The organism is Clostridium sp. 1001275B_160808_H3 (assembly GCF_015550425.1).
Taxonomy (GTDB): Bacteria; Bacillota; Clostridia; order Clostridiales; family Clostridiaceae; genus Clostridium.
The window spans coordinates 50,787-63,822 of the sequence record NZ_JADNAT010000013.1; the positions used below are offsets into that span (position 1 = coordinate 50,787).

General features: G+C 29.3%; 25 protein-coding genes and 1 pseudogene. All 26 read left to right on the forward strand.

What is annotated here, in order from left to right; translation table 11 throughout:
- Position 1: 1 nt before the first annotated feature.
- Positions 2-163, forward strand: coding sequence for a hypothetical protein (locus I2A75_RS11125; RefSeq protein ID WP_195264535.1), 162 nt, complete (start codon positions 2-4; stop codon positions 161-163).
- Positions 163-504, forward strand: a pseudogene (locus tag I2A75_RS11130) (single-stranded DNA-binding protein); the annotation flags it as partial. The gene I2A75_RS11125 and the pseudogene I2A75_RS11130, both read left to right, overlap by 1 nt.
- 68 nt (positions 505-572) lie before the next feature.
- The gene (locus I2A75_RS11135; protein ID WP_195264537.1) at positions 573-746 is read left to right on the forward strand and encodes a hypothetical protein; all 174 of its coding nucleotides are present in this window, start codon (positions 573-575) and stop codon (positions 744-746) included.
- Positions 747-754: 8 nt separating this feature from the next.
- The gene (locus I2A75_RS11140; protein WP_195264538.1) at positions 755-1,558 is read left to right on the forward strand and encodes a hypothetical protein; all 804 of its coding nucleotides are present in this window, start codon (positions 755-757) and stop codon (positions 1,556-1,558) included.
- 2 nt (positions 1,559-1,560) lie between these two features.
- Positions 1,561-1,860: a hypothetical protein gene (locus I2A75_RS11145; protein WP_195264539.1), complete on the forward strand. Its 300-nt coding sequence runs from the start codon at positions 1,561-1,563 to the stop codon at positions 1,858-1,860.
- The gene (locus I2A75_RS11150; protein WP_195264540.1) at positions 1,861-2,226 is read left to right on the forward strand and encodes a hypothetical protein; all 366 of its coding nucleotides are present in this window, start codon (positions 1,861-1,863) and stop codon (positions 2,224-2,226) included. It begins immediately after the preceding gene.
- Positions 2,219-2,449 (forward strand): hypothetical protein, encoded by a 231-nt coding sequence (locus I2A75_RS11155; RefSeq protein WP_195264541.1) that lies wholly within the window; start codon positions 2,219-2,221, stop codon positions 2,447-2,449. The genes I2A75_RS11150 and I2A75_RS11155 overlap by 8 nt, the downstream gene beginning before the upstream one ends.
- A 57-nt stretch (positions 2,450-2,506) precedes the next feature.
- Positions 2,507-2,950 carry a hypothetical protein gene (locus I2A75_RS11160; RefSeq protein ID WP_195264542.1) on the forward strand — a complete coding sequence of 148 codons (444 nt, stop codon included), beginning with the start codon at positions 2,507-2,509 and terminating at the stop codon, positions 2,948-2,950.
- Between the two features lie 37 nt (positions 2,951-2,987).
- A complete protein-coding gene (locus tag I2A75_RS11165; RefSeq protein ID WP_195264543.1) occupies positions 2,988-3,125 on the forward strand; it encodes a hypothetical protein in 138 nt (45 codons plus the stop codon).
- A gap of 58 nt (positions 3,126-3,183) precedes the next feature.
- Positions 3,184-3,597 carry a hypothetical protein gene (locus I2A75_RS11170; protein ID WP_142691636.1) on the forward strand — a complete coding sequence of 138 codons (414 nt, stop codon included), beginning with the start codon at positions 3,184-3,186 and terminating at the stop codon, positions 3,595-3,597.
- Between the two features lie 363 nt (positions 3,598-3,960).
- Complete coding sequence (locus I2A75_RS11175; protein WP_195264544.1) at positions 3,961-4,113, forward strand: hypothetical protein; 153 nt, start codon at positions 3,961-3,963, stop codon at positions 4,111-4,113.
- Positions 4,114-4,169: 56 nt separating this feature from the next.
- Entirely contained in the window at positions 4,170-4,544 is a 375-nt protein-coding gene (locus tag I2A75_RS11180) for a hypothetical protein (protein ID WP_195264545.1), read from the forward strand.
- Positions 4,516-4,887, forward strand: coding sequence for an HNH endonuclease signature motif containing protein (locus tag I2A75_RS11185; RefSeq protein ID WP_195264546.1), 372 nt, complete (start codon positions 4,516-4,518; stop codon positions 4,885-4,887). Before I2A75_RS11180 ends, I2A75_RS11185 begins: the two co-directional genes overlap by 29 nt.
- Positions 4,888-5,013: 126 nt before the next feature.
- The gene (locus I2A75_RS11190) at positions 5,014-5,448 is read left to right on the forward strand and encodes a phage terminase small subunit P27 family (protein WP_207733812.1); all 435 of its coding nucleotides are present in this window, start codon (positions 5,014-5,016) and stop codon (positions 5,446-5,448) included.
- The gene (locus I2A75_RS11195) at positions 5,441-7,144 is read left to right on the forward strand and encodes a terminase TerL endonuclease subunit (protein WP_195264548.1); all 1,704 of its coding nucleotides are present in this window, start codon (positions 5,441-5,443) and stop codon (positions 7,142-7,144) included. Before I2A75_RS11190 ends, I2A75_RS11195 begins: the two co-directional genes overlap by 8 nt.
- A gap of 12 nt (positions 7,145-7,156) precedes the next feature.
- Positions 7,157-8,419: a phage portal protein gene (locus I2A75_RS11200; protein WP_243242153.1), complete on the forward strand. Its 1,263-nt coding sequence runs from the start codon at positions 7,157-7,159 to the stop codon at positions 8,417-8,419.
- A gap of 3 nt (positions 8,420-8,422) precedes the next feature.
- The gene (locus I2A75_RS11205; RefSeq protein WP_195264549.1) at positions 8,423-9,139 is read left to right on the forward strand and encodes a head maturation protease, ClpP-related; all 717 of its coding nucleotides are present in this window, start codon (positions 8,423-8,425) and stop codon (positions 9,137-9,139) included.
- Positions 9,140-9,177: 38 nt separating this feature from the next.
- Positions 9,178-10,320, forward strand: coding sequence for a phage major capsid protein (locus tag I2A75_RS11210; protein ID WP_195264550.1), 1,143 nt, complete (start codon positions 9,178-9,180; stop codon positions 10,318-10,320).
- A 10-nt stretch (positions 10,321-10,330) separates the two neighbouring features.
- A complete protein-coding gene (locus tag I2A75_RS11215; protein ID WP_195264551.1) occupies positions 10,331-10,486 on the forward strand; it encodes a Rho termination factor N-terminal domain-containing protein in 156 nt (51 codons plus the stop codon).
- 30 nt (positions 10,487-10,516) lie between these two features.
- Complete coding sequence (locus I2A75_RS11220; protein ID WP_195264552.1) at positions 10,517-10,795, forward strand: head-tail connector protein; 279 nt, start codon at positions 10,517-10,519, stop codon at positions 10,793-10,795.
- Complete coding sequence (locus I2A75_RS11225) at positions 10,792-11,124, forward strand: phage head closure protein (protein WP_195264553.1); 333 nt, start codon at positions 10,792-10,794, stop codon at positions 11,122-11,124. Before I2A75_RS11220 ends, I2A75_RS11225 begins: the two co-directional genes overlap by 4 nt.
- Complete coding sequence (locus I2A75_RS11230) at positions 11,114-11,461, forward strand: HK97-gp10 family putative phage morphogenesis protein (RefSeq protein ID WP_195264554.1); 348 nt, start codon at positions 11,114-11,116, stop codon at positions 11,459-11,461. Before I2A75_RS11225 ends, I2A75_RS11230 begins: the two co-directional genes overlap by 11 nt.
- Positions 11,462-11,806, forward strand: coding sequence for a prohead protease (locus tag I2A75_RS11235; RefSeq protein WP_195264555.1), 345 nt, complete (start codon positions 11,462-11,464; stop codon positions 11,804-11,806). It begins immediately after the preceding gene.
- A gap of 3 nt (positions 11,807-11,809) precedes the next feature.
- On the forward strand, positions 11,810-12,388 hold the full coding sequence (locus I2A75_RS11240; RefSeq protein WP_195264556.1) for a major tail protein: 579 nt from the start codon (positions 11,810-11,812) through the stop codon (positions 12,386-12,388).
- 40 nt (positions 12,389-12,428) lie between these two features.
- Entirely contained in the window at positions 12,429-12,785 is a 357-nt protein-coding gene (locus I2A75_RS11245) for a hypothetical protein (RefSeq protein ID WP_195264557.1), read from the forward strand.
- A gap of 86 nt (positions 12,786-12,871) precedes the next feature.
- Complete coding sequence (locus I2A75_RS11250) at positions 12,872-13,024, forward strand: hypothetical protein (protein ID WP_195264558.1); 153 nt, start codon at positions 12,872-12,874, stop codon at positions 13,022-13,024.
- The last annotated feature ends 12 nt before the right edge of the window (positions 13,025-13,036 follow it).

The following is a 13,036-nucleotide window of genomic DNA, read 5'->3' on the forward strand; positions in this document are numbered from 1 at the left end:
AATGAGAAAAATAATTGTTGATTATTATTATGACTTTGCAGAAGTAAAGATTGAAGATAAAACTCAAATTGTATGTGTGGAAGATTTAAGTGAGATTAAGATATTGATAGATTTTATAGGTGAAAATTTAGATATAGAGATAGAAGAAAGGAATTGTAATTAATGAATAAAGTAATACTTATTGGAAGATTAACAAAGGATCCAGAATTAAACTTTGCAGCAGGAACTGGAACAGCAGTATGCAGATTTGGGTTAGCAGTAACAAGACCTTTTAAAAAGGACGAGACAGATTTTATAAATTGTATAGCCTTTGGGAAAACTGGTGAAACAATAGCACAATATTTAACTAAAGGTAGGCAACTAGCAGTAACAGGAAGTATAAGAACAGGTAGTTATGATGCTAAAGATGGAACTAAGAGATATACAACTGATATAGTAGTAGATTCATTTGAGTTTATAGGAAATGGACAAGGCAATAACAAGCAAGACGGACCAACAAATAATGATGGAAATAATCAAGGTGGTTTTTATGATGATATGACACCAGAATACACAGAAGATTGTCCTTTCTGATGGAACAGTTAGGATTTAGTTTTATTAGATTCAAGGAAGAATGTACAGAACTTAATAGTAAATTTACTTTAGGTTCTGTATGGAACTTCTTATTTGAACATGAGAATAACTACATTATAGAACTAGATGGTACTTTTTATGGTCCGTTAAAAGAGCGGTGTGAAAGACTATAGGAGGGAGTATGAATAGGCAAGAGAGAAGAAAAAGAGATAGAGAAATAGATAAGGATAAAGATTTTGTTAAGAAGTTGTCAGCAAATGAAAGTAAGAGAATGAATGAAATTATAGATAAGATAACAAAAGATAAGGCAGAGCAAGCTATAAATTTGATATATGGAAGCTTTATATCGGTTTTAGTAAGTGAAGGATGTACATTTGAAGAAATAAGAAAAGTTCAGATATTAATGACAGAATTTATACTAGATGAAAAAGAGAAAATGAAAATATTAGAAAAGGAGAATGTTGATATGACTAAGTTACAAAAGGAAGTTAGAGAATTTATGAAGGGATTAATAGCACAAGGAAAGAACAGGAAGGAAGTTATCGAGGAAACTGTATTTAAATTTCCTAAGGCTACTAAGAATATGATTAATAGAATATTTGGTGAGATAGATGATGAAAAAGTGTTAGAAGATGCAGCAGCTTATATTTTAGAAGATAACAAGAATATTAAAAAAGCTATAGAAAAAGAAGATGCAAAGAAGATAGCAGCAGAAGTAGCAAGACAATTAGAGAAGGAAGTATCAATAGAAGATCGTATTACCGATGTTGTCAAAAAGGCAGAAGCAAAAGAATCAGATACTTTAGAAGTATTAGAGGAAGTTGTCATAAAAGAAGTTAAGTTAAAAGGTAGAAACGGTGTGTATGAAGCAAAAACAGGTGTAGGAGTAGCGTTGGAGAATGAAGGGTACAAACTTGCATTTAAAGATATAACAGAATTAGAAAGCTTCTATGATGAATTTAAAAAGGTGTTTGGGAGGATATAAGCATGCCAAAGATAGGGAATGAGTTCGCTTCAAACATAGCAAGAGAATATATAGAAATTAACTTAGGAGTAATAACAGGAGAAGAGATAATAAGCAATTTAAGAAGAAAAACTAGTTTAAGCCATAACACAATAAAAAATATTTTCAATGAGGTTATAAAAGAAAAATACGATGAAGCTAAAAGGAAATTGAAAGAGCGAATAAAGAAGGAAGAAATTAAGGTTGGAGAGGATTATTACAAGGGTAGAAAGAGAAGTTTCTTCATGATAGATGATTCTAAATTATATAGAGGAGTGATGTAAATGTTTCTAATTGGTATAGGGGTATGGGTAATAGCAGTCATATTAATAATTATGTTTTTAAAAGGAGCAAGTGAAAAGGAAAGCGTTGCATTATTAAAGCCTTTAGATATGGAAAAGTCTAGTCTAGATGTAACTTTACATGATGAAATGAGAAAGTCTTACGAGGAAGATGAAGAATTTCATGAAGCTGTAATGAAAAAAGATATTGATAATGCTATTGAGGAATTTTGGGACAGTGTACAAACAAAACTTAACTGCATGAATATGATTGAAATACCAACGGATATGATCTATAGAGATTTGGACAAACATATAAAGAAGATGAATGAAAGAGGTTATGTGTTTAAGGAGCAACTAAATGAGTAGATATGCTAAGAATGGTAAAGTTGCTAAAACTGGAGCAGTAGATAGTAAGTACTTTTGCAATATAGATAAATTTGAGGAAGATATAGAATCTAAATTAGAAGCTACAAGTAAGTTTAAAGATGATATAAGGAAGTTAATATTAAAAAATCCTAACTTGATAGAACAAAGGTATTTTAATACTGTAGAAGTTTTAAAGGAGCTTAAAGAAGAGTTCGGGATTTGAGAAAGTGAACGAGTAAATTGTAAATATTACGAAATAAAATAAATGGAGGTAAAGAAAATGAAGAGAATAAATAGTATATGGTTTAACGAAGATGGTGATAGAGTTTGGGGGATAAAGAGTGCTTTCGTAAATGAAAAAGAATTTATCAAAGAAGTTAATAAAGAGCATTTAGAACTAACTGGATATGGTTGCATAGTTGAAGAAGTCGGTACAGATATATTTCTATCTGTAGATGAACCATTAGAAGGAGAATACTTATATAGGTTGGCAGATTGTGGAGCTTCAGTTGAAACATTATATTATGCAGATTGTGAGAGTCTTGAAAATTATGATACTAAAGATGGCGATGAAACTGTAGAGATACAAGATGGAATTTTAATAAATTTAAAAGGTGAAAGAGTATATAAATGTGATATTTGTGAGCGTGTAATAACTCTTAATGATTATAAAAATAAAGATGGAATTTGTAATGAATGTGGAAATAATATTTCTGATAAATAGTGCGTCATTCAGAAATATTGCAAAGGATGGAGAAGGTATGGGAAAGATAAGTAAATCTATAGTTATCATTTGTATTGTTGTAATACTTTTAACATTAAGGATTAAGAAGAACGATGATGGTTTTATAGTTCAGTTTGGAATATGGCAGCTAATAAAAAGCTATTTAGGTATATAGATGATAAAAAATATATTACGAGTGGATCTTATATGGTCCACTCTATAGGAGGGATTAAATGAAGAATACTGCAAAGAGAATAAAGAAATATAAAGAATTAAAAGCAGATATAGTTGATATAGATATAAAGCTACAAGAGTTAGAAGAGGATATGCTAGGAATAACAGGAGCAGGATTAGAAGAAAGAACAGGAAAGACATATAAGATAACTTCTAGTGTAGAAACACAATCAGAGAAACACTTAGATAAAAAGGATAAGTTGTTAAGATTAAAAGCTAGTAAGGAAAGAGAAATAGCAAGAATAGATAATGCTTTAACTATATTAAAAGAAGAGGAAAGAGATATAGTAGAAACTGCATTGATAGAGCAAAAGAAATATGGATTATTAGAGATTAAATATAATAGGACATACTCCAGGATAAAACAGATTGAAGGAGAAGCAATAAAGAAGATGGAGAAGTATCTAGCATAGAGAGAATTTAGAGAACATAAAAGAAAATTATAGAAAAACTATATAATTGCTATAAGTAATCTAAAATTAAAGGTGTTATTATAGTATTATAGAAATTGTGAATGGCAATTTAAATCCATTCTGGGGCTTGCGGTTGCAGGTGGGTTAAGTTGATTACCTTCGAGATTATGGAATTAACTTAATTGATAGGTGCTGAGTGTGATAACCGTTGGTGATCCAAATACACTAAAATCTCTCTCATAAATTCTCAATACCCTTTTATAGTAAAGCACTTGTTATAGTTGTAAAACAACTATTTAACAGGTGCTTTTTTGAAGGAATTTATAATTATATGTAGAATTGTAAAATAAAGGGGGTGAGGGTATGTTAAATAAAGAAATTGATAACGTTGTATCAAAAGCTAGGGTATTAATGGACGAAGATATAACATTAGAAGAATATATAAATAAAATAGTAGAAGAAAAAATAAAAGAAAATAACAAGAAAATATCAAAAAAGATAAAAGAAATAGAATAGGTTTAAGAACTCTAGAAATAGGGTTCTTTTTATTTTATATAAAAGGAGAGGATATTATGATATTTAGATTAAAGTCTAAGTGTAAAAGTGAAGATATAAGAGAAATAGAGGAGAAATTATCAAAAAAATTTAGAGAGAAAGTTATTCTTATACCCAATGGATTAGAATTAGTAAGTAATATTTATGAGATTAAAGAAGAGGATATAAGAATAACTGATGTTAGACTTCAGACAGATTTAATAAGTTGTGAAGGTGGAATAGTAGAACATATTTTAGTAGGTACTAAAGTTAGCTTTGAATATAAAGATATAAGTGCAAATCTATTTATAAAGGGGAATATATTCTTAAGCATTAAGGAAATGAAAAGAGAAATAATTAATAGATTCTCTATAAAGGAAAGCAATGTTAAAGAAGATATGCAGATGTGGTAAAGTAATACCTTATAGTATTAAGTTATGTGATGGATGTAAAAGCAAAGTAGAGTTAGAAAGAAAACAGAATATTAAATACTATAAGCAAACTACTTATGAAAGAGATAGTAAATATAATAAGTTCTACAAGAGTAAGGAATGGAACACAGTAAGACAATTAGCAATAGTAAGAGATCATGCATTATGTAAAGATTGCTTAGATAACAATGTCATAACACCATACAATACAGTACACCACATAGTACCAATTAAAGAAGATTGGTCAAGAAGATTAGATATAAACAACCTAGTATGCTTGTGTGAGAGTTGCCACCAGAAGAGACATAATAGCATGAAAGGGTAGGGGGTATCAAGAAAGTATTGAACATTCACTTGGAGAGTGCGTGTAGAGATTCAGTTTCACAAAATTCCCTAAATGAAAAAATAAGGAGGCGAGGAAGTGGTAAGACCTAGTAAAAGCGTTAAAGTAATGAATAAAAATTTAACTAAAGAAGAAAAAGAGTTAAGATTAGAAACAGAAGAAAAACTCAAAGGTGGAGCAGATAACATTTCCCCACCAACACATTTAAATGCTAGTCAAAAGAAAATATTTTATTATATTATAGAACAATTAAAAGAAAGTGGGATACTTGGTAATTTAGATACTTATATATTATCTCAAGCAGCAATATCAATAGATAGGCTTCAAAAAATAGAGAAGATGATAAATAAGGATATAAATCGAATATATGATAAAGATTTATTGAAAGCTAAATCTGAATATACTAAAGACTTCTTTAGGTGTTGTAATGAATTATCATTAAGTCCACAGAGCAGAGCAAAATTAGGTAATATCAATCTACAAGCAGAACAAGAGAGACAAGATCCTTTACTACAAGTTTTAGCAGGTGGTAGAAATGGATAAGAAAGACCTTAAAGGTTATCAATGGGCCAAGCAAGTTGTTGAAGGTAAGTTTATAGCTAATAAGTGGGTTAAGTTAGAATGTAAAAGATATGTAGATAGATTAGAAGGCAAGGTTAATTTACCTTGTTTTTTTGATTTTAATGAAGCTGAAACAATATATAAATTATTAAGTCTTATAAATTATGCTACTGGATTTTATGCCAATAAGCCTATTTTAGATTATGCAGCAGGATTTCAAATGATGATTTGGGAAAATATTTTCTGCTGGTATTATAAAGAGCTAGATGAAAATGGCTTTAGAAAAAGAATGATTGAAGAGGTTTATCTTGAAATAGGAAGAAAAGCTACTAAATCATTTATGGCAGCAGTAACGGAAATTCTTATAATGTTAAGAAGTCCTAAATTTGCACAACATGCAACTGCGGGAAAAACAAGAGATATATCAGCTTTAGTTAGAGATGCAATAGTAGAAATTATAAAAGCTAGTCCGTTGATTGCAAAGCACTTCAAAATCACTAGAGATAAAATTGAATGTAAATTAAATGAATGTACTACAAAGCATTTAAGCGGAGAAGCAAATAACATAAATGGTTTATTACTTAGTAGCTTTATAGTAGATGAAGTTGCTAACCAAGAAGATGGAACTATAATAGGAGCCTTAAAACTATCTCAAATGTCAACTAAGGATAGATTGAGTATTTATATATCAACTCAATATGACTTAGAATTTAATGCGTTTAATGATTTATTAGAATATCATAAGAGCATTTTATTAGGTGTAGATGATGAAACAATAAATACATTTGGATTACTTTTTGAACTTGATGAAGGTGATGATTTTAATGATGAATTAAATTGGTGGAAGGCCAATCCATTACAAATGAGTTTAGAAAATGGAAGAAACTTCTTAAGGCAAGAATATAAAAAAGGTTTAAAAATACCAAGTGCTATGAAAGAGTTTAGAATTAAGATTCTAAATGAAAGACTTAATGGAGTTTTAGAAAATGGATATGTTGATTTTGAAAAATGGAAGAAAGGCTCACTTAATAATATAGATTTTGAAGGAAAAGAAGTCATAGTTGGAGTGGATTTATCATTAACTACTGACTTAACTGCAGTATCTATAATGTATAAAGAAGATGATAAATATTATCTAACTTCACATGGATTTTTACCAGAAGATACACTCCCAGAAAGAAGAGAAAAGATAGATTATAGAAGTTATCAAGAAAAAGGATACTGCACTATAACTCCTGGTGCAATAGTTAATTATACAATAGTTGAAGAACATATAAGGAACATAGAAACTAAGTATAATTGTAAAATCAAATGTATTGTATCAGATCCATTCAATGCTATGCAGATGATGGAAAGTCTAGCTAGGGATTATGAAGTTATATTATTAAAGCAAACATATAGCAATTTATCACCAGCTATAAAGCAATTTAGAGATGATATTTATTTAGAAAAAGTATTTTATGAAAATAATAAACTATTAGATTGGTGCATGAGTAATACTACAACTGTAAAAGGTAGAACAACAGATGATATATTGCTAGCAAAAGAAAATAAGAATAAAACAAGGATAGATTTAGTTGTAGCAAGTATTTTCTGTTATACACAACTATATTTACAAGGTAACTCAATAAATATTAATGAAGTTACAGAGGATTTCTTAAAAATGATGGGATGGTAAGGAGGTGAGAAATTGAATGTATTTAGTAGAATTGCAAAAGGGATAAAAAATGCTATTATTCCTGTAACATCAGTAGATATGCAGAGTCAAGAGTTGTTAGATTGGCTTGGGATAAGTTCAACTCCTAAGAAGTTGGTAAGTGAAGTTACTTATTTCACTTGTTTAAAAATGTTATCAGAAACATTAGGAAAAATGCCTTTGAAGTTTCGTCAAGATACGGATAAGGGAGTACAAAGGGTTAAGTCTAATAAGGTTCATAAGCTTTTAAGGACAAGACCTAATGCATTAATGACACCTTCTATATTTTGGGCAACTGTAGAGCAAAATAGAAATCACTATGGAAATGCTTATGTATGGATAAGAAGAAAATTTAAAAGAAATAAGTATGGTGGAGTTGAAGAAATACAAGATTTATGGATTATGCCATCCGAAAATGTCCAAGTCCTTATAGATGACCAAGGTTATTTTGGTGCAAAGGGGCGAATGTGGTACTTATATACTGATAAGTATTCAAAAGAGCAATATGTATTTAATAGTGATGAAGTAATGCACTTTAAAACATCATATAGTTTTGACGGAATTTTAGGTGTTCCAGTAAGAGAAATTTTAAAAAGCACAGTTGAAGGTGGTTTAGAAAGCCAAAACTTTATGAATAACCTTTATAAAAGTGGACTTACTGCAAAAGCTGTACTTGAATATACTGGGGATTTAGACCCAACTGCTAAAGAAAGACTTATAAAAGGTTTTGAAGATTTTGCGAATGGTTCTAAAAATTCTGGAAAGATTATTCCAGTTCCATTAGGAATGAAATTAGTTCCTTTAGATATTAAACTTACAGATAGTCAATTCTTTGAATTAAAGAAGTTTAATGCTCTTCAAATAGCAGGAGCTTTTGGGATAAAGCCTAACCAATTAAATGACTATGATAAGAGTTCTTATTCTAATTCAGAAATGCAACAACTAAGCTTTTATGTAGATACAGTATTATTTATATTAAAGCAATATGAAGAAGAACTTAATTATAAGTTATTAAGTAAAGATGAAATAGAACAAGGATATCATTTTAAATTTAATGAAAAGGTAATTTTAAGAACAGATGCTAAAACACAGATGGAAGTACTTTCTAAGGGTGTTAATAATGGATTAATCATGCCGGATGAAGGAAGAGAGGAATTAGGATATCCAGCAGCTGAAGGTGGAGATAAATTATTTATGAATGGAAATTACATTCCTATAACAGATGTAGGTAAGCAATACAAGAAAGGGGGTGAATGATAGATGGATAAGAAATACTGGGAATTTAAAAATCAATCATCAACAGAAGCTGATTTATATTTATATATTGAAGTAGCTAGTTGGGGGGCCGGATATGCAGCACATTCAGCACAAAGTTTTAAACAAGAATTAGATGATCTAGGAGAAATAAGTACTCTAAATATATATATTAATAGTCCTGGTGGAGATGTATTTGAAGGTAACACTATAATGAATATGTTAAAACGTAAGAAGTGTACAAAGAATGTATATATAGATGGATTAGCAGCAAGTATAGCAAGTGTTATTGCTATGGCTGGAGATAAAATAATAATGCCTAGTAATGCAATGATGATGATTCATAATGCATGGACATATGCAGCAGGGAACTCTAATGAATTAAGAAAACTTGCTGACGATTTAGATAAGGTTAATGCAAGTATAAGGCAAACTTATCTAGATAAAGCAGGAGAAAAGTTAGATGAAGAAACATTAATTACATTAATGGACAATGAAACATGGTTAACAGCTCAAGAATGTTATTATTATGGATTGTGTGATATAGTTGGTGAAGATACCAACATAGCAGCTAAATTTGATTTAAATATATTAAATAAGTATAGAAATATACCTGTTAATTATGTATTAAGTCAAGCAGAAAATAAAAATAATAATCATGAAGAAATAAATAATTTAGAAAATGAAAAGAAAGCAATTTTAGAAGAGTTAGAGTTAATCTAAGTCTTTTTTTATTGCTTAAATAAGAAAGGTGGATATTAATGAATAAAGAATTAAGAGAATTATTAGACAAAATTAACGCTAAAAAGACAGAAGTAAAAAATTTAGTAAATGAAAATAAAGTTGATGAAGCAAAGGCTGCTAAAGAAGATTTAGTAAATCTTCAAGCTAAGTTTGATGTTTTATATGACTTAGAAGATGAAGCAGAAGAAGAAATTAAAAATAAAATAGAAACTGGAGAAGTAAAAGAAGTTACTAATAAATCTAATGATATAGTAAAACAATTTGCTGATGCAGCAAGACAAGGTTTCAAAGTTCAAAATAGCATGTCAAGTGGTTCTGATACTGATGGAGGTTATGTAGTACCTCAAGATATACAAACAAAGATAAATAAGTATAAGGAAGCGAAGAAATCATTAAAGGATCTAGTAGATGTAGAAAAAGTAACAGTACAAAAAGGGCAAAGAACATTTAAGAAGAGAGCTCAACAAACTGGGTTTACTAAAGTTGGAGAAGGTGGGAAAATAGGAGCTAAGAATACACCACAATTTGAAAGACTTAGCTTTGAAATTGAAAAGTATGCTGGATATTTTCCTGTTACTAATGAACTATTAAAAGATTCTGACCAATCAATAGTTAATACTTTAGTTGAGTGGATAGGTGATGAATCAAGAGTTACTAGCAATAAATTAATAGTAGCAGAAATTAACGCTAAGTTTGCACCAGTTGAACTAGCTGGATTAGATGATATTAAGAAAGCGTTAAATGTAACTTTAGGACAAGCATTTAAACCTACATCAAAAATAGTTACAAATGATGATGGACTACAATATTTAGATACATTAAAAGATACTGATGGTAAATATTTATTACAACCTAATCCACAAGACCCAATGCAATTAAGATTATGTGCTGGAGCAACTACTATACCAGTAGAAGTATATCCTAATACTGATATGCCTACAGTAGAAAATAAAATACCTTTTGTAATAGGGGATTTAAAAGAAGCTATTAAATTCTTTGATAGAGAATTAACTACTATTAAGCAATCAGATGTTGCAGTAATAGGAGAATTAAATGCTTTTGAAGAGGACTTAACTTTATTCAGAGCTATAGAAAGAGAAGATGTAGTAGTAAAAGATAATAAAGCTCTTGTTAATGGATATATAACAGTTACTCCCTAACATAGCTCCAATGATGTTATCTTTAGATAATGAAGGAGCAGAAACAGATTATAATTCACTTACTGTAATTGAGTTAAAATCTATAGCTGAAAATAAAGGAATAAAGGTTACTTCAACTATGAAGAAAGCTGATATAATACAAGCTATTTTAGAGAGTGAGATTTAATTTCTCATTCTCTTTTTTATGAGGTGAATTATGAATTTAGAAGAGTTAAAGCTATTTTTAAGAATTGATGATTATGAAGAAGATAATTTAGTTCAAGCATTACAATTATCAGCAGAAGAATACTTAACTAATGCAGGAATAAATAAAGATTATTCTAAGGAACTGTATAAACTTGCTATAAAAATATTAGTATCTCATTGGTACGAAAATAGGTCAGTTGAAACTATAGGTAAGAATGTAAGCAAAATTGCTTTTGGATTAGAAACTATACTAATTCAATTAAAATATAGTCAAGGTGATGTTATATGAATATAGGGGGACTAAGACATAGGGTAGAATTTCAAAGGTTAGAAACTGTTTATGATGAAGAAGGATTCCCTATAGAGAATTATATTACTTTTCAAAAAGCTTGGGCAGATGTTAATGACCTTTATGGCAAGGAATATTGGAATAGTAAGCAAGTAATTTCAGAAAATATTACAGTTTTTCATACAAGGTACTATAAAAATATAGATGTTAATTCTCTTATACTTTTCAATAATCAGAGATATGAAATAGTAGAGATAGATAATATAAAATATTTTAATAAAGAATTGAAAATAAAAGCTAAATTACAGGTGATTAACGATGGGAATTGAAATTAAAGGCTTTGATGATGTTTTTAAGGATTTAGATGATATGAATATCTCTGATAAAAAGAAAAGAACAGCATTAAGAGAAGGTGCAGAAATAGTAATACAATCTGTAATAGATAATTCTCCGGTTAGAAGTGGAAAGATGAAAAAAAGATGGAAAAGCAGTATAAAAAGATTTGATGGCAATCTAGGTTTTGAAGTTAAAGGAGATACAGTTCAAGATATAGAAAATGAGTTTGGTTCTAGTAAAAACAAAAAACATATAGGGTTCTTTAGCAATGCAGTAGATAAAGCAACTGATAAAGCAGTAAATAGTATTTCTAAGGGGGTGCTTAAGTAGATGGAAGAACTATTAAGAAAGATTTTATTTGATGAAAGAATAACAAGTTTAGTAGGGAATAAAATATATCTTTTAAAGGCTCCAGATAACACTATAGCACCTTATATTGAGTATGAGATATTGAATGAAGAAGGTTCTTTATATGCTGAAAATGAGGAAATAGGAACTAATTATAGAGTACAAATAGATATATTTACTAAAGGAAGTTATACGGCAATAGTGAAAGCTATTAAAAATGTAATGAAAGAAAATGGATTCATGAAAGAGTTTGGAGGTTCTCTATATGAGGAAAGTTCCAAGCTCTTTCATTATATTTTGAGATTTAATTATGAAAGTGAGGAATAAATAATGAAGAAAATTACTACAGGTGTAGAAAAGGCTTATTACTCAATCTTGTCAGAAGATGGAGCAACACCAACTTATGCTGCTGCTAAGTATTTACCAGGATTAAGAGAAATATCTGTAACAGCTAATGAGGAACAAGCAACTATTTATGCTGAAAATAGATTATATGATAGCGAAAACTCTTTAGGAGAAATTGAAGTTACTCTAGATTTTGCTTCAATAGATACAAAAGATTATGTTGCTCTATTAGGAAAGAAAGTTGCTAGTGATGGAGGAATTATAGAAAGTGTGGATGATCAACCGCCATACATTGCTTTAATGGTAGAAAAGACATTAAGTGGTGGAGTTAAAGAATACATGACTTTATTCAAAGGAAAACTAGCTATCCCAGAGGATAAGGCCAAGACAAAAGAAGGAAAGACAGAATATCAAACTGTTTCTTTAAATGGATTATTTATGCCTTTAGAAAATGGTATATGGAAGCATGCAGTAAAAACTACAGATGAAGGATTTAATGCTGAAACTCACGCTGCCAAGTGGGGAAAGACAGTAGTAATACCTACTGAAAAGACAGCAGCATAATTAGGGTAGCTTAGGCTACCTTTTATTTTTAGGAGGAATTATGTTAGTAAATGAAATAAAAACTTACAAGATCAATCTAAAAGATGAAGAAATAGAATTGAAGTTAGACTTTAATGCTCTTATTAAAATGCATAAGGAATATGGAAATGCTTTTTTATTGATTTACTCATATGCTTTTGAAAATGATTTTGAAAAGCTACCAGCTATATTAAGATGCATGGCAAATAAGGAGATATCAGAAGAAGATATAAAAAACAATATGCTAATCAATATAAAAGCAATTGAAACATTAAGTAATATAACTTTAGATTTGCTAAATCAAGAGCTATCTGATGTATCTGAATTCCAAGTTAAATCAGAAGTAAAAAAAAATCAAAAAGTAGAGGAAAAGAAGTAGAAATTAAAGATTTCAACTTAGATTATTTCTATTATGTAGCAATACATCAATTAAATATGTCCGAGGAACAGTTTTTAAATTCTACATTGAGACAAATTTTAATTTTGGAAGAGTTTCACAGTAATTATTTTAAAAATAATTTAAGGGAAATAGTTTCAGAAACACTTGATACTATGTCTGGAAACTCACAAGAAGAAGAGGAAGAAATATATGTAGAAAGCTTTTCAGACCTTTTTTAAGAAGGAGGTGGA

Excerpts from the sequence above, each read along its gene's own strand:
- I2A75_RS11125 (WP_195264535.1), top strand. The coding sequence starts at position 2 with ATGAGAAAAATAATTGTTGATTATTATTATGACTTTGCAGAAGTAAAG.
- I2A75_RS11135 (WP_195264537.1), top strand. The coding sequence starts at position 573 with ATGGAACAGTTAGGATTTAGTTTTATTAGATTCAAGGAAGAATGTACA.
- I2A75_RS11140 (WP_195264538.1), top strand. The coding sequence starts at position 755 with ATGAATAGGCAAGAGAGAAGAAAAAGAGATAGAGAAATAGATAAGGAT.
- I2A75_RS11145 (WP_195264539.1), top strand. The coding sequence starts at position 1,561 with ATGCCAAAGATAGGGAATGAGTTCGCTTCAAACATAGCAAGAGAATAT.
- I2A75_RS11150 (WP_195264540.1), top strand. The coding sequence starts at position 1,861 with ATGTTTCTAATTGGTATAGGGGTATGGGTAATAGCAGTCATATTAATA.
- I2A75_RS11155 (WP_195264541.1), top strand. The coding sequence starts at position 2,219 with ATGAGTAGATATGCTAAGAATGGTAAAGTTGCTAAAACTGGAGCAGTA.
- I2A75_RS11160 (WP_195264542.1), top strand. The coding sequence starts at position 2,507 with ATGAAGAGAATAAATAGTATATGGTTTAACGAAGATGGTGATAGAGTT.
- I2A75_RS11165 (WP_195264543.1), top strand. The coding sequence starts at position 2,988 with ATGGGAAAGATAAGTAAATCTATAGTTATCATTTGTATTGTTGTAATA.
- I2A75_RS11170 (WP_142691636.1), top strand. The coding sequence starts at position 3,184 with ATGAAGAATACTGCAAAGAGAATAAAGAAATATAAAGAATTAAAAGCA.
- I2A75_RS11175 (WP_195264544.1), top strand. The coding sequence starts at position 3,961 with ATGTTAAATAAAGAAATTGATAACGTTGTATCAAAAGCTAGGGTATTA.
- I2A75_RS11180 (WP_195264545.1), top strand. The coding sequence starts at position 4,170 with ATGATATTTAGATTAAAGTCTAAGTGTAAAAGTGAAGATATAAGAGAA.
- I2A75_RS11185 (WP_195264546.1), top strand. The coding sequence starts at position 4,516 with ATGTTAAAGAAGATATGCAGATGTGGTAAAGTAATACCTTATAGTATT.
- I2A75_RS11190 (WP_207733812.1), top strand. The coding sequence starts at position 5,014 with ATGAATAAAAATTTAACTAAAGAAGAAAAAGAGTTAAGATTAGAAACA.
- I2A75_RS11195 (WP_195264548.1), top strand. The coding sequence starts at position 5,441 with ATGGATAAGAAAGACCTTAAAGGTTATCAATGGGCCAAGCAAGTTGTT.
- I2A75_RS11205 (WP_195264549.1), top strand. The coding sequence starts at position 8,423 with ATGGATAAGAAATACTGGGAATTTAAAAATCAATCATCAACAGAAGCT.
- I2A75_RS11210 (WP_195264550.1), top strand. The coding sequence starts at position 9,178 with ATGAATAAAGAATTAAGAGAATTATTAGACAAAATTAACGCTAAAAAG.
- I2A75_RS11215 (WP_195264551.1), top strand. The coding sequence starts at position 10,331 with ATGATGTTATCTTTAGATAATGAAGGAGCAGAAACAGATTATAATTCA.
- I2A75_RS11220 (WP_195264552.1), top strand. The coding sequence starts at position 10,517 with ATGAATTTAGAAGAGTTAAAGCTATTTTTAAGAATTGATGATTATGAA.
- I2A75_RS11225 (WP_195264553.1), top strand. The coding sequence starts at position 10,792 with ATGAATATAGGGGGACTAAGACATAGGGTAGAATTTCAAAGGTTAGAA.
- I2A75_RS11230 (WP_195264554.1), top strand. The coding sequence starts at position 11,114 with ATGGGAATTGAAATTAAAGGCTTTGATGATGTTTTTAAGGATTTAGAT.
- I2A75_RS11235 (WP_195264555.1), top strand. The coding sequence starts at position 11,462 with ATGGAAGAACTATTAAGAAAGATTTTATTTGATGAAAGAATAACAAGT.
- I2A75_RS11240 (WP_195264556.1), top strand. The coding sequence starts at position 11,810 with ATGAAGAAAATTACTACAGGTGTAGAAAAGGCTTATTACTCAATCTTG.
- I2A75_RS11245 (WP_195264557.1), top strand. The coding sequence starts at position 12,429 with ATGTTAGTAAATGAAATAAAAACTTACAAGATCAATCTAAAAGATGAA.